18 protein-coding genes, 2 tRNA genes, 1 pseudogene and 2 riboswitches are annotated in these 23,167 nt (G+C 72.4%); of the genes and pseudogenes, 15 read left to right on the forward strand and 6 right to left on the reverse strand.

Going from position 1 to position 23,167, the window contains the following annotated elements; translation table 11 throughout:
* A pseudogene (locus A1QA_RS15800) lies at positions 1 to 354 on the forward strand (helicase-associated domain-containing protein); the annotation flags it as partial.
* 110 nt (positions 355 to 464) lie between these two features.
* Positions 465 to 1,787 carry a DUF3027 domain-containing protein gene (locus A1QA_RS13810; RefSeq protein ID WP_017178069.1) on the forward strand — a complete coding sequence of 441 codons (1,323 nt, stop codon included), beginning with the start codon at positions 465 to 467 and terminating at the stop codon, positions 1,785 to 1,787.
* 131 nt (positions 1,788 to 1,918) lie between these two features.
* Here the strand turns inward: A1QA_RS13810 and A1QA_RS0106290 are convergent, their stop codons facing one another.
* The 3 genes from A1QA_RS0106290 to A1QA_RS0106300 form a co-directional block, all read right to left on the reverse strand.
* Positions 1,919 to 3,196 carry a TIGR04053 family radical SAM/SPASM domain-containing protein gene (locus A1QA_RS0106290; RefSeq protein ID WP_051000520.1) on the reverse strand — a complete coding sequence of 426 codons (1,278 nt, stop codon included), beginning with the start codon at positions 3,194 to 3,196 and terminating at the stop codon, positions 1,919 to 1,921.
* Positions 3,193 to 4,155, reverse strand: coding sequence for an NAD(P)-dependent oxidoreductase (locus tag A1QA_RS0106295; protein ID WP_017178071.1), 963 nt, complete (start codon positions 4,153 to 4,155; stop codon positions 3,193 to 3,195). The genes A1QA_RS0106290 and A1QA_RS0106295 overlap by 4 nt, the downstream gene beginning before the upstream one ends.
* A gap of 116 nt (positions 4,156 to 4,271) precedes the next feature.
* The gene (locus tag A1QA_RS0106300; protein ID WP_154652252.1) at positions 4,272 to 5,612 is read right to left on the reverse strand and encodes a hypothetical protein; all 1,341 of its coding nucleotides are present in this window, start codon (positions 5,610 to 5,612) and stop codon (positions 4,272 to 4,274) included.
* Between the two features lie 175 nt (positions 5,613 to 5,787).
* Here A1QA_RS0106300 and A1QA_RS0106305 point away from each other — a divergent pair, with 175 nt between their 5' ends.
* The 8 genes from A1QA_RS0106305 to A1QA_RS0106340 all read left to right on the forward strand — a co-directional run bounded on the left by A1QA_RS0106305 (position 5,788) and on the right by A1QA_RS0106340 (position 16,651).
* A complete protein-coding gene (locus A1QA_RS0106305; protein WP_244266105.1) occupies positions 5,788 to 7,221 on the forward strand; it encodes an NCS2 family permease in 1,434 nt (477 codons plus the stop codon).
* Between the two features lie 227 nt (positions 7,222 to 7,448).
* A complete protein-coding gene (locus A1QA_RS0106310; RefSeq protein ID WP_017178074.1) occupies positions 7,449 to 8,135 on the forward strand; it encodes a metal-dependent transcriptional regulator in 687 nt (228 codons plus the stop codon).
* Between the two features lie 227 nt (positions 8,136 to 8,362).
* Positions 8,363 to 8,523: riboswitch (cyclic di-AMP (ydaO/yuaA leader) on the forward strand.
* A gap of 2 nt (positions 8,524 to 8,525) precedes the next feature.
* Complete coding sequence (locus A1QA_RS0106315) at positions 8,526 to 9,320, forward strand: C40 family peptidase (RefSeq protein ID WP_017178075.1); 795 nt, start codon at positions 8,526 to 8,528, stop codon at positions 9,318 to 9,320.
* A gap of 312 nt (positions 9,321 to 9,632) precedes the next feature.
* Positions 9,633 to 9,787: riboswitch (cyclic di-AMP (ydaO/yuaA leader) on the forward strand.
* Positions 9,787 to 10,596: a C40 family peptidase gene (locus tag A1QA_RS0106320; RefSeq protein ID WP_017178076.1), complete on the forward strand. Its 810-nt coding sequence runs from the start codon at positions 9,787 to 9,789 to the stop codon at positions 10,594 to 10,596. (Overlaps the previous riboswitch by 1 nt.)
* Positions 10,597 to 10,787: 191 nt before the next feature.
* A complete protein-coding gene (locus A1QA_RS0106325) occupies positions 10,788 to 11,726 on the forward strand; it encodes a universal stress protein (protein WP_017178077.1) in 939 nt (312 codons plus the stop codon).
* Between the two features lie 60 nt (positions 11,727 to 11,786).
* Positions 11,787 to 11,862: transfer RNA gene (locus A1QA_RS0106330), tRNA-Arg, on the forward strand.
* 161 nt (positions 11,863 to 12,023) lie between these two features.
* A complete protein-coding gene (locus A1QA_RS0106335) occupies positions 12,024 to 16,424 on the forward strand; it encodes a hypothetical protein (RefSeq protein ID WP_017178078.1) in 4,401 nt (1,466 codons plus the stop codon).
* Between the two features lie 38 nt (positions 16,425 to 16,462).
* Positions 16,463 to 16,651: a hypothetical protein gene (locus tag A1QA_RS0106340; RefSeq protein ID WP_017178079.1), complete on the forward strand. Its 189-nt coding sequence runs from the start codon at positions 16,463 to 16,465 to the stop codon at positions 16,649 to 16,651.
* Positions 16,652 to 16,812: 161 nt separating this feature from the next.
* Here the strand turns inward: A1QA_RS0106340 and mscL are convergent, their stop codons facing one another.
* The 3 genes from mscL to A1QA_RS0106355 all read right to left on the reverse strand — a co-directional run bounded on the left by mscL (position 16,813) and on the right by A1QA_RS0106355 (position 18,845).
* A complete protein-coding gene (mscL, locus tag A1QA_RS0106345) occupies positions 16,813 to 17,202 on the reverse strand; it encodes a large conductance mechanosensitive channel protein MscL (protein WP_017178080.1) in 390 nt (129 codons plus the stop codon).
* Between the two features lie 139 nt (positions 17,203 to 17,341).
* A complete protein-coding gene (locus A1QA_RS0106350; protein WP_017178081.1) occupies positions 17,342 to 17,965 on the reverse strand; it encodes an SAF domain-containing protein in 624 nt (207 codons plus the stop codon).
* 241 nt (positions 17,966 to 18,206) lie between these two features.
* The gene (locus A1QA_RS0106355) at positions 18,207 to 18,845 is read right to left on the reverse strand and encodes a 5-formyltetrahydrofolate cyclo-ligase (RefSeq protein ID WP_017178082.1); all 639 of its coding nucleotides are present in this window, start codon (positions 18,843 to 18,845) and stop codon (positions 18,207 to 18,209) included.
* A 167-nt stretch (positions 18,846 to 19,012) separates the two neighbouring features.
* Here A1QA_RS0106355 and A1QA_RS0106360 point away from each other — a divergent pair, with 167 nt between their 5' ends.
* From A1QA_RS0106360 to A1QA_RS16305, 5 genes are all read left to right on the forward strand, one after another.
* Positions 19,013 to 20,224: a molybdopterin molybdotransferase MoeA gene (locus tag A1QA_RS0106360; protein WP_017178083.1), complete on the forward strand. Its 1,212-nt coding sequence runs from the start codon at positions 19,013 to 19,015 to the stop codon at positions 20,222 to 20,224.
* Positions 20,225 to 20,426: 202 nt separating this feature from the next.
* On the forward strand, positions 20,427 to 21,806 hold the full coding sequence (locus A1QA_RS0106365) for a prolipoprotein diacylglyceryl transferase (RefSeq protein ID WP_017178084.1): 1,380 nt from the start codon (positions 20,427 to 20,429) through the stop codon (positions 21,804 to 21,806).
* Positions 21,807 to 21,895: 89 nt separating this feature from the next.
* Positions 21,896 to 21,968 (forward strand) — tRNA-Ala (locus tag A1QA_RS0106370).
* An 84-nt stretch (positions 21,969 to 22,052) separates the two neighbouring features.
* Complete coding sequence (locus A1QA_RS0106375; protein ID WP_208853888.1) at positions 22,053 to 22,607, forward strand: GNAT family N-acetyltransferase; 555 nt, start codon at positions 22,053 to 22,055, stop codon at positions 22,605 to 22,607.
* A gap of 354 nt (positions 22,608 to 22,961) precedes the next feature.
* Positions 22,962 to 23,167 (forward strand): hypothetical protein (locus A1QA_RS16305; protein WP_208853889.1); only part of this gene is annotated, 206 nt, incomplete at its 3' end.

Below are 23,167 nucleotides of genomic sequence, written 5' to 3' on the forward strand. Positions count from 1 at the left end.
GAGCCCACCCGGCCGGGCCACGCCATCGCCTCCCGCCGCCGCGTCCCCGCCAGCCGGGAGCTCGCCGTCATGGTCGGCAGGATGCGCGCCGGTCAGGAGGCCCTCGCCGCCGCCGGGCCGGCCGTCGCCGCGAGCGACCCCGTCCACGCCCTGGCCGTCCTGCGCCAGGGGCAGGCCAGCCGCTCCCTCCTGCGGCTGCGCCTGGCAGGACCCGACGGCGAGGTCCAGGAGCGCAAGGCGCGGGTGCGCGCCGTCGAGCCCGGCCGGGTCAGGCTCGCCGACGTGGCGCGCGAGACCGAGCTGACCGTCGCCATCCACCGCATCGTCTCGGTGGAGCCGATCAATCGGGGCTGACGGGGCCCGGCGGGCGGCAGCGCTGCCGCCCGGCGCGCTTCGGGGCACTGCGGCGCCCCGGAGCGGCCGGTGGCGACCCCGTCGTGGACGCCCCCTCTACACTGGGCCGCGTGACTGGAACCGAGAGCGCCCAGGCAGGCACGACCTCCCCCGAGATGAGCGCGACCCCGCAGAGCCCTGAAGCCCCTGAGGTCCCCCGGGGAAGCGTCGGGACCGCCGTCGACCCCGCCACCGCGGGCCTGCTCCGCGGCGGCTCGCTGCCCACCCCGTCCCAGGCCGCGCTCGCCGCCAAGGACCGCACGCTGACCAGCGCGACCGCCGTCGAGCTCGCCCGCTCCGCTCTCATGGAGATCACGATCCCCGAGACCGTCGGCCCCCACGCGGCCGCCCGCGCGGATGCCGAGCGCCTCGTCACCCACCTCTTCGAGTGCACCCTGGCCGGCTACCGCGGCTGGCGCTGGGCCGTCACGATGAGCCGCGCGCCGCGCTCGCGGACCGCCACCGTCGTCGAGCTCGAGCTGCTGCCCGGGGAGGACGCGCTGCTCGCCCCCGTGTGGGTGCCCTGGGCCGACCGCCTGGCGCCCGGGGACGTCGGCCGCTCCGACCGCCTCCCCCTGCGCGAGACCGACGAGCGCCTCGAGCCCGGCTGGGAGGCCACGGGCGACGACGAGGGGGACCGGGTCGCACTCGACGAGCTCGACCTCGGGCGCGCGCGGGTCCTCAGCCCCGAGGGCGTCCAGCGCGCCGCCCAGCGCTGGTACGACGGCGATCATGGCCCCCACGCCGACGGCGTCCGCAAGGCCCACGCCACGTGCTCCACCTGCGGTTTCCTCATCCCCATGGCGGGGCCGTTCCGGCAGGCCTTCGGGATCTGCGCCAACGAGTGGGCCCCCGACGACGGCACTGTCGTCTCCCTCGACCACGGCTGCGGCGCCCACTCCGAGACCGATCTGCCCGACCAGGGGCCGGAGTGGCCGGTGGCGCCCTCGCGCGTCGACGAGGGGCGCATGGAGGTCGTCGCCTCCGACGGCCAGGACCTGCGCGGTGGCACCCCGCTCGCCGAGGTGGCGCAGGAGCCAGCCGCGGACGCGCCCGCCGAGGAGCGATCCGAGCCCGCCGCCGAGGAGCCCGCTGCTGGCGGCTCCCCTGAGGACGCCGAGACTCCCGAGGTCCCGGAGGCCGGCGAGTCCCCGGAGAGCCCGGAGGCTCCCACCGACACCGACGCCGACCCCGCTGACTCCAGTCAGGATCGCGCCGTCTCCGCGCGGGACGCCGTCGCCGATCTCGCCGCCGAGCTCGGCGCGGATCGCCCGGCTGAGGCTGTTGAGCAGGCCGGGCCCGAGGCCGCGGACGAGGGGGAGGACCGCGAGGAGGACGCCGACTCAGTGACCAGCCTCGCCGACCTCGAGGCCCTTATGCCCACCCGCGCCTGAGAGCGGCTGCCACGCGCTTACGGACTGTCCCAAAGAGGGGCGGGGGAAGTGATCCGAGGGGCTGGCATCGGGTCTGGCGGGAGCACCGGAGGGCGCCCAGCGCCCGATGGTGCGGGGGACCGGCCCTCGGATCACTTCCCCGGCCCCGACCCCATCGGTGCCCCCTGCTGCGCCCCGCCGGCGCCGCCCATGAGGGCGGCGACGTCGTCGGGGAACGGGAAGCTGCCGGGCCGGTAGGCGCAGGAGGCGTCCTCCGCGTGCAGATCGCCCGTCATGTTGTAGGCGCGCGCCCGGCTGCCCCCGCACACGGCCTTGTACTCGCAGGCCCCGCAGCGGCCCTTGAGGAGCCCGGGGTCGCGCACGCCTGTGAACACCTCCGAGTGCCGGTAGATCTCCGTGAGCGAGGAGTCCCGCACGTTCCCGGCGCTCTTCTCCAAGAAGCCCGACGGCGTCACCTCCCCGGTGTGGGAGACGAACACGAAGCCGCTGCCCGAGCTGACGGTGATCGGGGGCCGGCGCCGCCGTGGCCCTGAGTCGAGGCCGAGCTCGGCAATGCGCTCGCGCAGCTGGCGGTACAGGGGTCCGTAGCCCATGATCCGCATCATCTCCTCGCCCTCGATGCCGCGGTCGGCCAGGACCTGGCGCTGCAGGCACACGCGCCGGAAGTGGTGCCCCTCGGTGGTGCGCACGGGGACGGCCTCGCCCATGTCGTAGAAGGCGCCGAGCACGTCCTCCACCTCATCGGCGTCCAGGGCGCCCAGGTCGACGCCGCGGCCCGTGGGCACGAGGAGGAAACCGGACCAGGTCATCGCCCTGTGATCGCGCACGAGCGCCGCGATGTCGGGGAGCTCGTGGACGTTGTGGCGCGCCACCACGGAGTTGATCTGCACTCTCATGCCCAGCTCCCGGGCAGCCTCCCAGCCGGCGATCGTGCGGTCGAAGGTGCGCTCAAGGCCCCGGAAGGCGTCATGCGTGGCTGCTGTGGCGCCGTCGACGGACAGGGAGATGACATTCACCCCCACGTCCTGGAGCTCGGCGAGCGCCTCCTTGGTGAGCTTGTCCGTCCCCGACGGCGAGAGCGCCACATGCAGCCCCAGGTGCGTCCCGTAGGCGGCCAGCTCGGCCAGGTCGGGCCGCTCGAAGCAGTCGCCGCCGGTGATGATGAAGATGACGGCGGGCTGGCCGAAGGCGGCGGCCTCGTCCATGAGCGCCTTGGCCTCCTCCAGGTCCAGCTCGAAGGGGCTGCGCAGTGGCACGGCCTCGGCGCGGCAGTGGCGGCAGGCCAGGGCGCAGGCGCGGGTGGCCTCCCAGGTGACGAGCATGGGGCGCTCGGCGGGGTCGTGCCGCTGGACGCGCACCGGCCGCGCGGCTGGGCGCCGTAAGGGGGCTCCGGTGGCTGGCGGCGTCATACGAGCCCGTCGATCGGCTCTCCCGCGGGCGCGGCGGCCACGATCGCGGCATTGCGCACGATCCGCTCCATCGCGCCCACGGGGCGCCCTCCCGCGCCGTGCGGGGTGAGGACGAGGTTCGGGGCGTCCCAAAGAGGGGAGTCAGCGGGAAGGGGCTCGGGATCGGTGACGTCCAGGCCCGCGGCGGCGATCCCGCCCTCCCGCAGCGCGGCGTCCAGGGCGAGGGTGTCCACCGTGGAGCCCCGCCCGGTGTTGATGACGACGGCGCGCCGCGGCAGGAGGGCCAGCCGCTCGGCGCCGAGCGCCCCCGCCGTCTCGGGCGTCGCCGGGAGGATCATGACGAGCAGATCGGTGCTCGGCAGGGCGGCGTCGATGTCTTCGACGGCGATGACCTCGTATCCCGCCCGCGTCCCCGCGCTGCGCGCCACCCCGCGCACCTGGGCGCCGACGGCGCCCAGCAGCCTGGCGGTCGCCTGGCCGATCGCGCCGAAGCCCCAGACGAGCGCGCGGGCGCCGATGAGGGTGGTGAGGCGGTCGGGGTCATGGAGGGGCTTGGCCCCGCCGAGCTCGCGGGCCCACCGGTGCTCGTGCTGCGCGGCCAGCGCCTGGGGCAGGGATCGCGCGCAGGCCAGGGCGAGGGCGAGGGTGTGCTCGGCCACCGTCGCGTCGTGGAAGTGGCGCCCCGTGGTGAGGGCGACGGAGTCGGGGAAGCCCGCGGCGAGGATGGCATCGGGACCCGCGGCGAGGGTCTGGATCCAGCGCAGGCGCGTCATGTAGCCGGCCATGTCGCGCAGCGCGTCCAGGTTGCCGCTGCCGCCCCCGCCCCACAGGACCATCGCCTCCGCATCGCGGTGCTCGGCCGGCACGGGCGCGCTCTCGCGGAAGAGGACGACCTCGTGGCCCTCGGCGATCAATGGGGCGGGATCGAGGAAGGAGGTGTCGGTGAGCAGGATCTTCATACACGCATTATCCGCGACCGCCCCATGATCCGTGCTCGGCCATGACAGGGCCGGGCGTCCACCGTCGTCGGCCGCCGAAAGGGCCTCACGGGGGATCTTGGCGGCCTCGAGGCCCTCTAGCGCCGGATCCGCTCACAGGCCACCACGACCCGGCGGGTCGGCCACTGCGGGATGTTGACGGTCGCGGCGGCAGGATCCGCGCACCCCTCTGCCCCGGCGCGGCGGACCGCCTGAGACCAGGGCTCCTGACCGATCCTGATCGGCAGAGGCGCGTGGAAGCCCGCCATGACGATCCCCACCGCGATCACTGCCAGGACGGCGAGGGCGGCCCGGGCCGCGCGTCGTCGCGCGCGCCGCGCCGCCCACCGGTCGACGGCCACGAGCACGGCGATGGTCACGAGCATCGATCCCGCCACCCCCCAGCGCCACGGCAGGGGGACTCCCCTCCCATCGACAAACACCCCGCCGTTGAGGAGACAGGACATGATCCACAGGACGACAGCCAGGACCAGCCAGATGATCGGGGCCAGGCGCTCGATCTCCGAGGGCCGGGAGCGCCCCGCCGCGCTCCCGCCCGCACGCGCCGCCCATAGGCAGACACCCGTGAGGGCGGCCATCCCGAGGCCGAGCCCCGCCCATCCAGTGTCCTCGACGACTCGCGCCACGACCCACCGGTCGCTGGTGATTGGGGTGAGGGCGGTATTGATGAGCAGTCCGCGAGCCACAGGGCCCAGTCCGTCCACCACCTCCTCGTAGCCGCCGGGGCGGGGGCTGACCATCATCGTGGCCAGTTGCGCCACGATGCCGAGGACCCATCCGACGACGAGCGGGCTCCGCCACAGCCGACGCAGCGCCAACCACGCGATGACCGGGGCCAGGACCACCGCCTGGATCTCCGTGGTCACCAGCAGGACGACGGCGAGAGCCCTGGCGATCCACCCGGCCGCGCGCCGGGCATTGGCCTCCCCGCTCCTTCCGGCTCCTGCGCCATCCGGCGGGGAGCAGGCCATGACCGAGAGCAGCACGAGGCAGTAGATGTGGAAGCAGTTGAGGTTCCCGACCACCTGGTCCCCGGTCGACGGCGTGAGCGCGGGCACCAGGGAGACCGCCGCGCGCGCCGCGGGGCGGGAGACCAGACGAGCGCTGACTACCCACAGCGCGGCGCAGATCATCCCGGGGAGAAGGCAGGCCATTGCCGTTGTGGCCACGCCCCACCACGTCACGGGCAGCGCGTGGACCACCCCCGATGCCAGCCGTGGGATCGTATGCAGGTAGCCCCCGTAGCCCTCGACGATGCTGGAGGCGCCCATGGCGCGCCACTGCCCGAGGAACAGCCAACCGTCCTCGTAGTAGAGGGAGTCCCACACCCTCGGGGGGAGTCGGAGCGCGGTGAGCGCTGTCGCGGCAGCGCCGATCATGACGGTCCCCCGCCAACCGCGTGTGAGAGGCGCATTCATACGCATATCGTGTGATCCCACCCTCTTGTCAGCGGTGAGTGGATCTTCATACACGCATTATCGTCGCGGACGGGTGTCCCGTGTCCTGACGGGATGTCATCGGCGCGCCCGGGGTCTGCGACAATGGGGCAACGTGAGCACCACTTCTCCCGGGCGGACCGCGCCCTCCCGCCCCATCCCCTCCGGCTCCTATCCGGCGCTCGATCGCTTCTTCCACATCACCGAGCGCGGCTCGACTCTCGCCCGCGAGCTCCGCGGCGGCGTCGTCACCTTCTTCACGATGAGCTACATCCTCGTGCTGAACCCGCTCATCCTCGGAGGCGCGTTCGCGGGCGACGGCGATGTCACCAGCGCCAAGGCGAAGATCGCCGCCGGCACCGCCCTCATCGCCGGGGTCATGACGATCCTCATGGGCGTCGTCGCCAACTACCCGCTGGCCATGGCCGCCGGGCTCGGCATCAACGCGATGGTCGCCTACACGATCGTCGGCAATCACGGCATGACCTTCGCCGACGCCATGGGCATCGTCGTCATCGAGGGCGTCATCATCCTCGTCCTCGTCCTCACCGGCTTCCGCGAGGCCGTCTTCCGGGCCGTCCCACCGTTCCTGCGCACCGCGATCAGCGTGGGCATCGGTCTGTTCATCGCCCTCATCGGGCTCGTGGACGCCAAGGTCGTGCGCGCCGGCGGCACGCCCCTCGAGCTCGGCCTGGGCGGCTCCCTCAAGGGATGGCCCGTCATCGTCTTCCTCGTGGGCCTCTTCCTCACGATCATCCTGCACATCCGCAAGGTCCGCGGCGCCATCCTCATCGGCATCATCAGCGCCACCCTCCTGGCGGTCATCATCGAGGCCGTCGAGAGCCTGGGCGCCTTCGACAAGGAGGCCAACCCCACCGGCTGGGCGCTGAGCGTCCCCTCGCTCAGCGGCAGCCCCATCTCCATGCCGGACCTGTCGGGCCTCGGCCACTTCTCCCTGCTGGGCTCCTTCGAGAAGGCCGGCGCCGTCTCGATCGTCCTGCTCGTCTTCTCCATGATGCTCGCCGACTTCTTCGACACGATGGGCACGATGGTCGCCATCGGCGCCGAGGGCGATCTCCTCGATGACAACGGCAACCCGCCGCGCACCCGCGAGATCCTCGTGGTGGACTCGGTGGGCGCCATCGCGGGCGGTCTCGGCGCGGTCTCGTCCAACACCTCCTACGTGGAGTCCGCCGCGGGCGTCGGGGAGGGCGCGCGCACGGGACTGGCGAACGTCGTCACCGGCGCCCTGTTCCTCGCCTCCGTCTTCCTGTCGCCGATCGTCGCGATGGTCCCCTACGAGGCGGCCACCCCGGCGCTCGTCGTCGTCGGCTTCCTCATGATGACCCAGGTGGCGGACATCGACTGGAAGCGGCCCGAGCTGGGCATCCCAGCCTTCATGACGATCATCATGATGCCGTTCTCCTACTCGATCACCAACGGGATCGGCGCGGGCTTCCTCACCTACGTGCTCGTCGAGATCGCCGTCGGGCGCGCCCGACGGGTCCACCCGCTCATGTGGCTGACCGCCGCGCTGTTCGCCGTCTACTTCACGATGGCGCCCATCAAGGAGATCCTCGGCCTTGCCTGAGCCAGAACGCTCCGCCAGAACGACCCCGGGGTCCTCCGCGCTCGCGGAGGGCCCCGAGCGCCCCCGGCAGGAGCGCGCTGCGGGCCCCGGCAGGAGCACTCCGGGGCTCCTGCTCACGAGTGACCGATATCCTTCTCCTTAAGCCCCGCGCCCCGTGAACCGGGCGGCGCGCCGGCCCGGCCGCCCGTGTGGGCGGGGAACCGTCATCGCAGGAGGCGCGAGCGCATATGAGCGAGCTCATCGACACCACCGAGATGTACCTCAAGACCGTCTACGAGCTGGAGGAGGACGGCGTCACCCCTCTTCGCGCGCGGATCGTCGACCGCCTCGACCACTCCGGCCCCACGGTCTCCCAGACTGTGGCGCGCATGGAGCGCGATGGGCTCATCAGAGTCACGGAGGACCGCTCGCTGGAGCTGACCGATGAGGGCCGCCGCCGCGCCACCGAGGTGATCCGCAAGCACCGCCTTGCTGAAAGGCTGCTGCTCGACGTCGTCGGCCTCGACCGGCGCTACATCCACGACGAGGCCTGCCGCTGGGAGCACGTCATGAGCGAGAGGGTCGAGGATCGTCTCGCCGAGATCCTCGGCGACGTGGCCTCCGATCCCTTCGGCAACCCCATCCCCGGCAGCCGGGCCGACCATCCCGCGCCGGGCAAGGACGAGCTGAGCGCCAACCGGGTCGTCCGCGACGGCGTCGGATCCGCCGTGGTGCGCCGGATCGGCGAGCCGATCCAGGCCGACGCCGAGCTGCTGGCTCTCCTGGAGGACGCCGGGATCTGCGCTGGCGCCCAGGTGGAGCTGCGCGGATCGGCCGGGGGCGTGCGCGTCGTGGGCCCCACGGGCATGCCGATCGTGCTGCCGGGCGACGTCGCCCGCCACCTCTTCCTCGAGCAGGCCGCCCCGGAGCGCTGAGCCGCCTCCCCGGTCGCGCATATCCCGCATTGATGAGGATTGATCGGGCCCCAGGGGGCCTGATCTGGATAGATGTGCCTATGGGATCCCTAGGAGAGGGATGCCACAGGGGGCGGTTCCGCCCAGGACTTCACTCTTGATCGGAACTTCGACTAGTGTCTGCGGTGCAGCCGATGCCCCGGTTGCGGAGAGATGGGCGGAGCCAAACCCTGTCGGCGCCCCTCGCTCCTGATTCCCACCCAGATCACCGGCAGGGACGGGGGAACCACTTCCCGGATGAGACGAGTCCCGTGCTCGGATCCTCCTTGGGGTGAATCCCGCTTGACGCGGGTAGGGCTTCTCCAGCCCGAACCCGACAGCTAACCTCGACGGCTCTCCAGGAGAACACCAGTGACTTCTAGCGTCAAGGCACGCCACCGCAAGGCCACTCGGCCGATCACCCCTCTGTCGGCCTCCGGCCCGGCCGCGCGTCGCGGCCTCGCCGTCGTCGCGACCTCCGGTCTGGCCCTCACCATGATCGCCTCCGGCGCCAACGCCGCGAGCGACACCACTCAGCTCGACGAGTCCGCCGGTTCCCTCGGCGACAACGTCGGCACCGCCGCTCTCGCCGCCCCGGCGCAGGACGCTGTCATCGCCAACCCGGCCGTCGAGGTCGCCAGCGACGCCCAGGTCGACGGCTTCGACCACGCCGCTGAGGCTGTTGCCGCCGATGCGCCGGCTCCCGCCCCGACCGCCGAGGCGACTCCGGAGGCCACTGCGGCCCCCACCGCCGAGGCGACTGAGACCGCCGAGGCCACCCCCGCCGCGACTGCGGAGGCCGCCTCCTCCGAGGCCGCCGCCCCGGCGGCCCCCTCCTCCGGCAACTCCATCGTGGGTCTCGCGATGGCCCAGGTCGGCAAGGCCTACGTCTACGGCGCCGGCGGCCCCAGCGCCTTCGACTGCTCCGGCCTTGTCTCCTACGTCTACGCCAACGTGGCGGGCATCAGCGTCCCCCACTCCTCCGGCGGCATCCGCTCGGCCGGCACCGTCATCTCCGCCTCCGAGGCGCAGCCCGGTGACGTCCTCTGGTGGCCCGGCCACGTCGCCATCTACGCCGGTGACGGCATGATGGTCTCCGCCGAGTCCGAGAGCGTCGGCGTCCAGTACCTGGCCGTCCGCGGCGGCGCCACGTACCTCCGCTTCTGAGCGGTCCCGGCTGCCGGATCATCCCGGCTCCGAATCCTCCGTCTCGGCTCCGCCCCTCCCGTGGGGCGGAGCCGAGACATCTCATGTGGTGGAGCGCTCCTCGTGAGGCAGGCCACCTCGGGTAGGCCTGAAGCCGCCCTGACCTGGCTGGAATCCCTTGGAATGACAGTGAAAGAGGGGCGCCTCTGTGTGGCAGGTCACGATCGTGTCGTTGATCATCCCGTGACTCGCGTGTCGGCGCTCGGGTAGCCTCTCAGGTGTCGCGGGGCTTCCCCCTCGCGATGCTCGGTCCGGGGCCCAGCCCCATCGTCCGGCCCGAGTTGGCGAACCTGAGCGATGGGGACGGGGGAACCGTTTCATGGGCCGCGGACCTGACCGCGACCCTCGGGGTGAATCCCGCTTGACGCGGGTAGGGCTTCTCCAGCCCGAACCCGACAGCTAACCCCGGCGGCCACAGGAGAGGAATATGACCACCCATTCCCAGGCGCGCCACCGCGCCGCCAAACGTCCCACAACTCCCCTCACCGAGGTCGCCCCCGCCACCCGCCGCGGTATCGCGCTGGCCGCCTCCTCCGGCCTGGCCCTGACCATGGTCGCCTCCGGAGCCGCCACCGCCTCGGTCGCCGAGCCCGCCGAGGCCTCCGCGGGATCCCTCGAAGCCTCCGGCCTCAACCAGCTCGCCCTGGACGCTCACACCGCCGTGACGACCAACGCGGCGATCGTCGTCGGGACCGACGTGCAGGCCGATACCTTCAACCACGAGTCCGAGGCCGCTGAGGCCACTGCGGCCGAGGCCCCCAAGCCCGTCGTCGAGACCCCCGCCCCCCAGGCGGAGCAGGCCCAGGAGGCCCGGGCCGAGCAGGGCGATGCCTCCACCCAGCAGGCCGCGGCCCAGGCGGCCCCCGCCGCCCAGGCGCAGCCCGCCGCTGCTCCCGCCTCGGCCTCCGGCTCGAGCATCGTGTCCATCGCAATGCAGTACGTGGGCACCCCCTACGTCTACGGCGGCTCCTCCCCCTCGGGCTTCGACTGCTCCGGCTTCGTCCAGTACGTCTACGCCCAGGCCGGGATCAGCCTGCCCCGCACCTCCGGGGCCCAGGCCGCGGCGGGCACAGCCGTCTCCATGTCCGAGGCCCAGCCCGGCGACATCGTCTACTACGGCTACCACGTCGGCATCTACGCCGGCAACGGCATGATGATCGACGCCGGCAACGAGTCCACCGGCGTCGTGTACCGCGAGATCTGGGGCACCCCGATCTCCTTCATCCGGATCGGCTGACACGGGCCGGCTCGGGACTGATCTACACCGTCGAGGGGGCGGCCGCGACAGCGGCCGCCCCCTCGACGCGCGTGGCGGAGCCGGTGCCCATCGAACCTCCCCGTCGTGCCCTGCGCCACAGGTATGCTGAGCGCGACTGGACCGCTGCGCCCTTCCGGGCGCCGCGGAGCCCGACGAAAGAAGCAGGAACCATGGCTGAAGACAAAGTCGTCCTCGTTGGTGTCGATGGGTCGCCCGAGTCACTGGGCGCCGTCGACTGGGCGGTCGCCCGCGCGGCGCGCGAGGGATGGAGGGTCCACATCCTCTGCGCCTACTCGCTGCCCTCCTTCACCGCCGCCTCCCTCGACGGCGGCTACGCCGCTTTGGACGACACAGCGATACGCGCCGGCGCCCAGGCCGTCGTTGACGAGGCCGTCGCCCGTGCCCAGGCGGCCGGCGTCGCTGTGACCAGCTCTCTTGAGACCGGCGACCCCGCCGGTGTCCTCGTCGACCTCTCCTCCGACGCCGCCCTGGCCGTCGTCGGCACCCGCGGTGGTGGAGGCTTCGCCGACCGCCTGCTCGGCACCGTCTCCTCCGCACTGCCCGCGCACGCCAAGTGCCCCACGGTCATCGTCCCCCGCCACACCACCGGCACCGCCTTCACCCCGGTCAAGAGGATCGTCGTCGGCGTCGACGGCTCGGGCTCCGCCCACAAGGCCGTGCGCCGCGCCGTCCGCGAGGCCGAGGCCTGGGACGCCGAGCTCACCGCCGTGGCCGCCGTCCCCATGAGCACCGGGACCGGGGCGCTCGCCTGGCTCCCCGCCGCCGTCGACCGCCAGCAGGTCCTCGCCGACGTGCGCGCCGGCCTCGACCACGCCGTCGCCAAGGCCCTCGAGGGCCACCCCGGGGTGACCGTCCGCCGCCACGCCCTGGACGGCAACGCCGCCGAGCTCCTCGCCGAGTTCTCCACGGCCGTCGACCTCGTCGTCGTCGGCTCGCGCGGCCGCGGCGGCTTCGCGGGCCTCCTCCTGGGCTCGACGAGCCAGGCGGTCCTGTCCCACGCCGCCTGCCCGATCATGGTGGTGCCGGCCCGCGCCAAGGATGACGACTCGGCGGTCACCCGCTCGAGTGTCCCGTGGGAGCGCGCCTGAGCCCCTGGCCGCACGCCGGTGCCCGACCGGCGCGGCACGCTGGTAGGCTTGCCGCGCCCCGCCCTCGTAGCTCAGGGGATAGAGCACCGCTCTCCTAAAGCGGGTGTCGCGCGTTCGAATCGCGCCGGGGGCACCACTGCCGGACGCCCGGATCCCACACGCCCATGCGGGGAGCCGGGCGTCCCGCGTCGATACGGCATCGGGCGTGACGGCCCGGCTGGCCCGCAACGGCGCTGACGCGGCGCCACCCCGGGGCGCCTCGGGCAGGAGCGCGCCGCGCGCGGATATTGTCGGAGCATGGCGCCTTCACTCTTCTCCTTCGGCCGAGCGCGGCACAGCGCGGGCCACGCAGCGGGCGATCGCGTGGGCACCGCCGAGGGGCGCGCCAGCGGGGGCGGACGCGAGTCGCACCTCCCCGGCACCTTCACCCCCGAGCCCCCGCCGACGCCGGAGCCACCCGCTCCCGCGTCCCCCACCGACCTCGACGACGCCAGCCGGGCCCGTGTGGACGCCGCGCTCGCCAGCTGGCGCGAGGAGCTCGTCGGCCTCGGGGGAGTGGCCAGCCTCGACGACGTCTCGCTGCTCGACGGCGCCGTCGACCTCACCGCAGCGCACCCCTCGGGACTCGCCCAGCTCTACGCCGGGCGCCCCACCCCCCTGTCCAGTCTCATCCGCGAGCCCACCGCCCTGGCCGCCGCCCGCAGATCCGTGCGCAAGGTGGCCGGGCGCACTGATGTCCTCGCCAGGCAGTTCGGCGTCGCCCCCGTCTACCTCGCCATCGGGGTCGCCACCTGGACCGAGACCATCCGGGACGAGTCCCGGCGCTCTGCCGCCGATGGCGCGGGGAGCGCTTGGAGCGGTCCCGCCGGTGGCACGGGCGGGACGGACGGCGACGGCGCCGCTGAGGCGCCCCGCCACGAGATCTCCGACCCCGTCCTCGCCTCGGCCCTCGAGAGCGCCCTGTCCTCGCGCCCGGCGGGCCCCCCGGGGACCGTCCGCACGGTCAACGCCCCCGTGCTCATGCGGCCGGTCCGCCTGGCCAGTGCCTCCGCGGACGCGACCATCTCCGTCGACCCCTCCATCGAGGTCAACCCCGTCCTCACGCGCGCCCTGCGCCGCTACGGATCGACGGCCGACATCCAGGCCTTCGCCCACGCGGCGCTGACCGCCGAGGGCTTCACCCCGCGCGCCGCCCTCACCCGCATCGCCGCCGCCTGCCGCGACTACCTGCCCGGCTTCGAGCTGCGCGAGCGCCTCGTCGTCGGCGCATTCGTCCACCCCGGCCAGGCGCTCGTCGAGGACTTCGACGCCGTCGTGGAGCGCGCGCGCCTGTCAGCGCTCGTCGCCGCGCTGGCCGGGGTCGAGCCCGCCCAGCGGGCGCTCGCCGTCGACCTGCCCGCCCCCTGGCGCGACGACCGCGCCCCCGATGCCGAGCGCGGCGCGGGCGATCTCGACCCCGGCCAGCTCGACGTCGTCGAGTCCGTCGGCCTGGGGGCATCCCTCCTCCTCGACGCGCCCCCCGGATCGGATGTCGCCGCCACGCTCGCCGCCGTCCTCGCCGACGCCGCCGCCACCGGCCGCACCGCCATCCACATCCCGGCCACGAGCGGGGACGGCCACGCCGTGGCCCAGGCCCTGGAGGACCTCGGCCTGGGCGACCTCGTCGTCGACCTCACCGAGGACGCCAGCTGGCGCCGCCACGCCGCCGAGGCCGTCCAGTCAGGGCTCGGCTCCCAGCCGCCCCAGCTCGACGTCCCCGAGATCCTGCGCGTCCGCCAGCGCCTCACCGCCGTGCGCAAGCGCCTGTCCCGCTACGTGGCGGCGCTGCACACGAGGCGCGAGCCGTGGGGCGTCTCCGCCTATGAGGCACTCCAGACCCTTGCCGAGCTCACCTCATCGCGCTCGAAGGCCCGCACCACCGCGAAGATCGTCCCCGGTCGCCTCGAGCGCCTCGACGACGCCGGCCGCGAGCGCGCCTCGCGCATCCTCCACCGCGCCCACTCCCTCGGGATGCTCCGCCCCGTCGAGGCGCCCTCGCCCTGGAGCGGCCTGGCGCTGACCGACCTCGACGAGGTCACCGACGCCCTGGGCCGCCTGGGCCGCCTGGCCGACGACATGCTCCCGGCCGTGGAGACCCACAGCCGCGAGGTCTCCTCCTACACAGGGCTGCGGCGCGCCACCACCCTGGCGACGTGGTCCGAGCAGCTCGACATGCTCGACGGCGTGCGCGACTCCCTCGATGTCTTCCTTCCCGAGGTCTTCGAGCGCTCCGCCGCCGACCTCGTCATCGCCACGGCCACCAAGCGCTGGCGCGAGGAGCGCAGCATCGTCATGAGCGGCTCCGCGCGGCGCCGCTTCACCCGTCAGGCCAAGGACCTCGTGCGCCCCGGCCGCGTCGTCGAGGACCTCCACGCCGAGCTCGTCAAGGTGCAGCAGCGCCGCGAGGAGTGGCGGCGCCACGATCCCGACGGCGGATGGCCCACCCTCCCGCAGGGCCTGGACGAGATGCGCCGCACCTGCGAGCGGGCGATGAACGCCCTCACCGAGCTCCAGCCCCTCCTCGACCGCCACGACGGCTCCCCGGCCCTCGTGGACACCCCGCTGGCCGACCTGACCACCCGCGTCAAGGCCCTGGCCGATGACCCGGAGACCGCGCAGGCCCAGCCCGAGCGCAACCAGACGACCATCGCCATCGACGAATTGGGCATGGGCCCGCTCGTCAAGGACCTGCGCGCCCGCCAGGTGCCCGACGACGAGCTGGACGACGAGCTCACCTACTGCTGGTGGTCCTCCGTCCTCGCCCAGGCCCTCCGCGAGGACCCGGATATGGGGGGCCTGGACGCCAAGGCCCTCGACGAGCTCTCCGAGAGCCTGCGCCAACTCGACGCCGCCCAGTCCGCCTCCCTGTCCGGCCCGGTGGCCCAGGCCTGCGCCCGCCGGGTGCGGGCCGCCGTCGAGGCCGACAAGCAGCAGGCCCGCTCCCTGTACATCGCCCTGTCGAAGGACGACGGCGTCCCCCTGCGCGACATCCTCGACGCCCACCCGGTGGCCTGGCTCGCCCGCCCCGTGTGGATCGTCCCGCCGACCCTCGTGCCGCAGGTGCTCGCGCCCAGCGCCGTCGTGGACCTCGCGATCCTCGACGCCTCGGCGAGCATGCCTGTGGCCCAGGCGCTCCCCGCGCTCGTGCGCGCCGAGCAGGTCCTCGTCATCGGCGACCCACGCCGGGCGGAGCAGGGCCTTGCCGCCGAGCTCGGGCCCCTCCTGCCCGCCGTCACCCTGCCCACCGGCCGCAACCAGCTCGACGCCGGCATCGCCTCCTTCCTCGCCGCCAACGGCTACGAGGGCATCGTCGAGGTCATCCCAGGTCCGCCGGGGGACTCCACGCTCTCGCTCATCGAAGTCGACGGGCGCGGCATGCCGGCACCGGGCAAGAGCGCCGTGGAGACCGTGCCCGCGGAGGTCGACCAGGTCGTCGACGTCGTCATCGAGCACGCGCTCACCCGCCCCGACGAGAGCCTGGGCGTTATCGCGCTCAACACCCGCCACGCCGACGAGATCCGCCGCGCCGTCGCCTCCGCGGCCGCCGAGTCGCCCGCCCTGGACGACTTCTTCTCCTCGGGAGTCAAGGAGCCCTTCACGGTCATCGACCTGCGCGAGGCGCGCTCCCTGCGCCGCGACCGCGTCATCCTGTCGGTCGGCTTCGCGAAGACCCCGCATGGTCGCACCATCCACTCCTTCGGCGAGCTCGGCGAGCAGGGCGGCATGGTGGCGCTCGTCGAGGCCCTGTGCGCCTCGCGGGGCGCGACGACCGTCATCTCCTCCATCAGCGCCGAGGACCTCGACCCCGACCGCCTGCGGGCGCCGGGCGCCAGGCTGCTGCGCGAGGTGCTCGCGCGCGCCGCGGGCGGCGGCACCCCTGTGGGCCCGGCGGAGAACGGCGAGCCGGACCGGCTCCTCGTCGACCTGGCCTGGCACCTGTGGCGCAAGGGACTCGTGGTCGTCCCCCAGTGGGGCGCCGACGGCGGCCCCCGGATCCCCCTGGCCATCGGTCACCCAGACTTCCCCGAGGAGCTGTTCGTCGCGGTCCTGACCGACGATGACGACTACGTGGCCGAGCCGAGCCTCCGGCGCCGCGACCGCCACTGGGTGGAGCGCCTCGAGCACCGCGGGTGGCGGGTCCACCGCTCCTTCTCCGCGGGCGTGTTCGTCGATCCGGAGGCCGAGGCCCGCACCATCGAGATCATGATCGACGAGATCCTCGACGAGCGCTCCGCCGCCCAGTCCCGCCAGGAGGGGCCCGAGCTCCCCGAGCACGTCGACGACGCCGACGACGGCGCGGCAGCCCCCTCCCAAGAAGAGGGCGCCGCGCAGGGAAAGGCCGAGACGACGGGCTCGCAGGAGGGTGAGCAGGCGCCTGCTCCGGCGGCCTCGTCCTCCGCTCCGACCCGCTCGACCGGCGCGCCGTCGCCTGCCGCCAGGGCGGATGGGCGCACGGCCCGTCCTCCGATCGCGCAGGGGCTGCCCCTCCAGGCCTACTCCGACGACGAGCTCGACGACCTCGTGGCCTGGATCCGCTCCGATGGGATGGTTCGCAGCGAGGAGGAGGAGCTCACCGAGCTCCGCGACGCCCTCGCACTCACCCGCCGGGGGACCGGCGTGGACGCGGTTCTCGGCAACGCCGTGCGGCGGGGCCGATGAGCGCGCCTGTGCATGGGCGTCGCCGCAGGCATCGCGCCGTGCTCCTGTCCCCGCAGGACGCCGCGCGGGTGGCGCGCGGCGAGATGACCGAGGAGGACGCGGAGAACGCGCGTCGTCGGGGAGTCGATGCCCTCACCGAGGCGCGCTCCCGCGGTGATGAATCGCCCGGCAGCGGCAGCGCCAACGACGCGCGCCTGCGCGCCGAGGTCCCGCCCCACTGGTCCTGACCATCCCGCCGAGACCGGGCGAACAGCACGGCGAGACCGGGCGGTTTTCCACAGATCGGAATCTCGCCGTGCTGTTCGCCCGGTCTCGCGAGGGAAGAGAAGGAACTGGGCCCCGCCGACCGGGTGGTCGGCGGGGCCCAGTTCCTCGCTGAGAGTGTGGCTCAGTGGTTGCGAGCGGCGAGGAGGTCGCGGATCTCGCCCAGCAGCTCGACATCGGTCGGCTCGGCGGGCTTCTCCGCCTCCTCCTTCTTCTGCATCTCCTTGAGCTTGTTCATCGGAACCACGATGCAGAAGTAGACGGCAATGGCGACCAGCAGGAAGTTGATGACAGAAGTAAGGATCGTGCCAGGCTGGATGTACTGGCCACTCTCCTTGATCTTGAACTGGAGGACGGAGTCGAAGTTCGGGGAACCAATGATCTGGCCGACGATGTCCAGGATCACCTTGGTGATGGAGTCGACGATCGGCTTGAAGGCGCCACCGATGATGACGGCGACGGCGAGCTCCAGAGCGTTGCCCTGGGCGATGAACTCCTTGAATCCCTTGATCATGAGGGGAGAACCTTTCGGTGTGAGTGCGCGCCCCGCAGGGGCGACAGGCGCGTGGCCGGGACGATGATTGGCAGCCGGTTGGCTGCATCGTGCAGTCGATGTCGGTTGATCCGAGATCGTCTCGACTGCGATGAGGTCGTCAGGGGCTCAGCGCGAGGCCGAGGGCGCCCTGCGTTGCCGCACCGACGACAAGGGTAGCGGCGTCGGCCGGAACGGCAAGTTCTACTATTGTGACCTTATTCCCTGAAAAAAATCTAGAAGTGTTGCCTTCGGTTGTGGTACCGATGACGCGAGCGCCAGAGCAGAGGATTCTCGTGTCCTCGCTGGCTACAGCTTGCGACGGCGCGGAATTGTCCGCCTGGCCGTCGGTCGCGAAGGGTGTGGCAGATGCGCTGGCGATTGTGACTGGGCTCTCACCGATGATGTCGACGATCGCGCCCGGCTCCGCCAGCGATCCTCCCACCGCGACGGGCACCTGCACGATCCGCTCGTCGTCGGCGAGCCCCTGAACGCGAGCCGAGCTCGTCATCGACTCTGTCAGGATAGTGCCCTCCTCCAGCCGGATCGCCGCCCTGCTCCCGATCACGCTCTCGTCCGCCTGGCCCTGGGAGGGCAGCGCCGTCCCCGGGATCGCGCGCCGTTCCACGTCGTCGGCGTCGATAATCTCCCCGGCGCTAATCGCTCGGGCCGCGACCAGCGCGCTGTCGTCGCCCTGCGGTGAGGGGCGGAGTATGGAGAGAGCGAGGAGGACCGCGGCTCCCACGCACACGGCGACGACGAGATGGCGCGCCCTCCATAGGCGCAGCGACGGTCGGATGGCGGAGGAGCGCTCCAGGCGCGGGTGAGGGCTCATGCCCCCAGGGTGGGCCCACCGCTCGGGGTGCGAGGCGCCTCGTCCACAGGGCGCTGCCGCGGGTGGGCGCACGCGCGTCCGTGGTTCCCGGCGCCCGGCACCGGCTGTCGCCGGCACCGCTGCCCCGGGCCCCGCGAGCCTCGCTGGGATCTCAGGACCCCGAGGCGAAGACGGAGCCCTCCAGGAGGAACCACTGCTCGGGAGTGATGACGGCGTCCACGCGCTGGTCGTGGCCCTCGGTGGGCAGGGACGTCGAGAGGAGCTCGTCGTCGTAGACCATGGCGAGCACGAGCGCGCCCTCGCGCCTCAGCGGCAGGGCGCGGTCGTACCAGCCCCCGCCCTGCCCGAGCCGCTGCCCGGATCGATCAATGGCGAGCGCGGGGATGAGCAGGGCGTCGACGGCGGAGATCGCCTCCGCCGGGAGGGGCTCTCCGCCCGGCTCGGGAGGGCGGCCCGGAGCGCGCTCGGCAAGGTCGGCGACCCCCGTGAAGCGCCCCCAGCAGCGGGAGAGCTGCGGGCCCAGGACAGGCAGGAGGACTTCACGGCCCTCAGCCTCCAGGCGCTCCAGGAGCAGGCGCGTGCAGGGCTCATCGCCCACCGAGACATAGGCGGCGATCGTCCCCATGCCCTCAACGGCTTGGAGGGCATGCTCCATGAGTGCCGCGCAGGCGGCGTCATGCTCTCCCCCCAGGTGCGAGTGGCGCTTGCGACGCTGCTGGCGCAGCTCCCTGCGCAGCCGGTCCTTGGCATCACTGGTCTCCATCCCCGCGATAGCGGGGATCTGACGCACCTGAGAATTCACCCCTCCATCCTCTCAGGTTCTCCGGTGGCATGGGCGCGCCGGGCGGCCCCTTGGGATGGGTAGGCCGCCCCGTGCGGGTAGCCTGGCTGCCTGGAGCCGCAGGCCTCACCCCGGTGCCGCCCGAGATCCCGGGACCTGCGGGCAGGGAGGAATCCATGAGAACCGTCGCCGAGCACCTCGCATCGTGCCTCGAGATCGCGCAGGCCGCGCCGCCGCTCGACGTCGTCCTTCTCGACGCCGTCGGCTGCGTTTTGGCAGAGGATGTCGTCGCGGAGTTCGACCTGCCCTCCGCGGACCTGGCCAGCCTCGACGGCTACGCGGTGCGCGCCGCCGATATCCGTGGCGCGACGGCGAGCGAGCCCGCCCGCCTCGACGTCATCGACGCCGTGCGCGCAGGTGATACCAGCAGCGCCCGCCTCGTGCCCGGCACCGCCATGCTCATCGACTCCGGCGCCCCGCTGCCCGTCGGCGCCGACGCCGTCGTCCCCTGGATCGAGACCGATCGCGGGACCCAGCGGGTCGAGGTCCGCTCCGTCGTCGTCGAGGGGGAGAACGTGCGTCGCCGCGCCGAGGACGTGGCCGCCGGGACGACTGTCCTGCCCCAGGGCTCCCGCGTCTCCGCCCGGCAGATCGCCCTCCTGGCAGGGGTAGGGCGGCTGCGCGTCAAGGTCCATCCCGCGCCGCGCGTCGTCATCGTGTCCATCGGCGACGAGCTCGTCGAGCCCGGCTCGCCCCGCCAGGACGGCAGTGTCTACGACGCCAACGGGCACGCCCTAGCCACCGCCGTCACCGACGCGGGCGGGCGGGCCTTCCGCGTCGCGGCCGTCCCCGACGAGCTCGGGGCCCTGACCGAGACCCTCGAGGACCAACTCGTTCGCGCCGACGTCCTTATCACCACCGGCGGGCTGTCCGTGGGCCAGGGGGACACGGTCAAGGAGGCGCTCGCGCCGCTCGGCTCGGTGCGCTTCGACTCCGTCGCCATGAGTCCCGGGAGACAGCTCGGCGTGGGGACCGTGGAGGGCACTCCGATCTTCTGCCTGCCCGGCGATCCGGTGAGCGCGCAGATCGCCTTCGAGACCTTCGTGCGGCCCGTGCTGCGCGAGATCGCCGGCTGGCAGGGTCTCCACCGCTCGAGCCTGCCAGCGGAGATGACACGGGGATGGGCGTCCCCCGTGGGTAGGAGGGAGTTCGTCCCCGTGCACCTGACCGGCTCGCCGTCCACTGGCTACCGCGCCGAGCCGACGGCGGAGCCCGGCACCACTCGCCTCATGGGCCTGGCCCGGGCCAACGCGATCGCCGTCGTCCCCGAGGAGGCGCGCAGCGTCTCGGCCGGGGACACGCTCCACTGCCTCCTCCTCGACGCCTGAGCCCGCCCACCGTCCCGGCGCTCCCCTGAGGATCGCTGGGCTGTGGTGCTGTGGTGCCCGGCGGGCCTACGGGACGTGATTCGTGCGTCGCGAGTGACTGCTGTGAATGTCGGGACGGACGTGGCTGGATTGGCGTCATTCCAGGCCTCAACACGCCGCTGATCTCTCATCGCAGGGGCTCGGCGGCCCGTACCGTGGCGCTGTGGGAATTGAAGTCTGGGCGCTCCTCGCCCTCGTCGTCGTTCTCACCGCGTACCTCCTGCCCTTCCTGGTCGGGCGCCGCGAGGTCATGAGCCTGTCCCGTTCCGATGATCGCTATTCCGCTGACCTGCGGATCCTGGCGACCGGTGAGACATTCATGGCTTCTGACGAGCCCTGCGAGCAGGGCGGGCACGCGAGGATCTTCCGACGGCTCCCGGAGGTGAGGGCGATGAACAGGCCAGCAGTGAGGAACGTCCGCGCGCTGCGCGTCGAGCGCGAGCTCTCGCAGGCCCAGCGCGCGCATGACGGCGCCCGCGCCCGCCGCCAGGACGCCGCCACCAACCGCGCCCGCGTCGCCGCCGGCCTACTCGGAGTGAGCCTCGGGCTGTGGCTGGTGGGACTGGTGACCGTGATGCCGTGGTGGCCCGCTCTGCTCCCGACGGCGCTGCTCGGGGTCTCGATGGTCGCCGGGCACAAGGCCGCTGAGGCCTCCCACGCCGCTGATCGCGCCGAGTGGCGGCGCATCGTCACGCTGCAGCACGAGCTCGACACCCTCACAGGCGCCCGCCCCAAGATGAGGATCGAGCCCACCCCGCCCAGGTCGGCCGTCGCGGCGCCGTCCGCCGCCGGGGATTCTGCTGGATCGAGCGCGAGGGGATCGGCCGCATCCCCGGAGCAGGCGGTCTCCACTGATGAGGCCGTCGGGGTCTCGGCCGGCTCTGCTGGCTCGGCCAGTTCGGCGGACTCCGCGCTGAGCACGCGGAGCGCTGACGAGCCGGCTGTCCATGAGGATCGTGAGGAGCTCGCGAGCCCCGCCGCCGAGGCGTCCACGGTTTCCGCATCGGCGCAGGCTGCGGAGACGGTTTCCGAGGATGCTCTGGCGGAGTCCGTGGAGAAATCCATGGAGTGGGTGATGGAGCCGCGCCCGTTGGAATCCGTGGACGACGACATCGCCTCATCCCACGATGCCGACGCCGGCCAGGAGGGCGATGCCGGCAGCGCGGCCGTGAGCGAGCGCGACAGGTCCACCGAGGCCTCCTCGGCGGGAAGCCGCCGGGGGAGTGGCGCCGCGAAGGCGAGCCCCGAGCCTGCTCTGCCCCGATCTGCGACGGCCCTTCCGGTCCGGCGCGATGCGACGTCGACGCCGCCGCAAGGGTGGCGCCCCGTGGCCGTGCCCGCTCCGACGTACACGCTCGCCGCTCGAGCTCGACGCCGGGCGGTTCCGGACCTGGATCTGCCGGAGGCGGAGTCGGTGGCCTCCCCGGTGCGCCCGCGCAACGCGCGCTCCTACGCGCCCGCGCCAGTCCTTGACGACGAGCAGGCCTTCAAGCCCATCGACCTCGACGAGGTCCTGGAGCGCCGCCGCGCCGCCGGGGCGTGAGGGGCCTGCCAAAACGGCACGGTGGCGCGGCTCACGGCCCGTTGGGTTGCGGCTGACCGGACCGCTGGTGCTACTATCGTCCGGCACCTGGGGCTATGGCGCAGTTGGTAGCGCGTCTCGTTCGCAATGAGAAGGTCGGGGGTTCGAATCCCCCTAGCTCCACCTCAGAAGGGCCCGGACCGTAAGGTCCGGGCCCTTTCACGTCGTCACCTCGGCGTCCGGCGTGGCGGCCGCTATCCTGCCGACATGGATACCACTGAGGGCGTGCTGACCTGGCGGGCGTTGACGGCCGAGGACCTTCCGATGCTGTCCGAGTGGCTGAGTGAGCCGCAGACCGCGCGGTGGTGGAATCACGAGACCAGTGCAGAGGCCGTCGCGCGAGACTTCGGTCCGAGCTGTCGTGGCAAGGAGCCGGAGGAGGACCTTGTGGTCCTTCTCGATGGTCGCCCGATGGGCCTCGTGCAACGGTCACGTATCAGTGACTACCCCGAGGACCTTGACGAGTTCTCCTCCGTCATCGAGGTCGCGCAGGGAACCGTCGAGCTGGACTACCTCGTCGCCGATCCTGCGCTGCGTGGGAGAGGTCTGGGCTCGCGCATCATCGCGACCCTGGTAGAGGACACGTGGTGCAGCTATCCGGAGGCTCCGGCGGTTCTCGTGGCGGTCGTGGCTGCGAACGTGGCGTCGTGGCGGGCGCTGGAGAAAGCAGGTCTGCTGCGGGTCGCGGAGGGGCCGATGGAGCCCGACAACCCGATTGACCCGCCGCTGCACTACGTCTATCGCGCGGAGCGTCCTTCGTAAGGCAGGGGCCACGCCTATTCGAAGGGGGTTGCGAAGCGTGCGAGCCCCGACGTGCTCGGTGTCACGCTCGCTTGGTTTGACATGCTGCCGGGGTGCCGGGCTAATGTTCCGTCCGCTGCTGCGACGGCCGTCAGGCCGACGACGCGCAACCCCGGCCAGTTCATCTGGCCACGAGTTCAGTTGAGATCGGGATCACTCATCCTGAAGTTGACCGGCTCGCGGCAATCTGGTTAACTTGGTCGAGTCGCCTTGAGAGCGGCGCAAGGAGCGAAAGGCCCCTTGGAATGCTCTCCTGGGTGTGTTGTTTGAGAACTCGATAGTGTGTCATGCTTGTTTATGTCATTGTTTTGGCTCATGGTGCTTGACCTGTTTTGGTTGGGTGTTGTGGGTTGCCGCATGATTGGTGCTGGTCTGGTTCTGCTGGTTTTGGCTGGTGGGGTTGGGTTGGTGTTGGTTGTGTGGTGTTTTTGTTTGGCCTGGGCTGCTGCTTGTTTGGTGGTGGTTTGGGTTGGGCCTGGTTTTCTTGTTTTCTGGGCTTTATGGACTGGAATGCCGCGTTG

This window comes from Actinomyces timonensis DSM 23838 (assembly GCF_000295095.1).
In the GTDB taxonomy this organism is placed as follows: Bacteria; Actinomycetota; Actinomycetes; order Actinomycetales; family Actinomycetaceae; genus Actinomyces; species Actinomyces timonensis.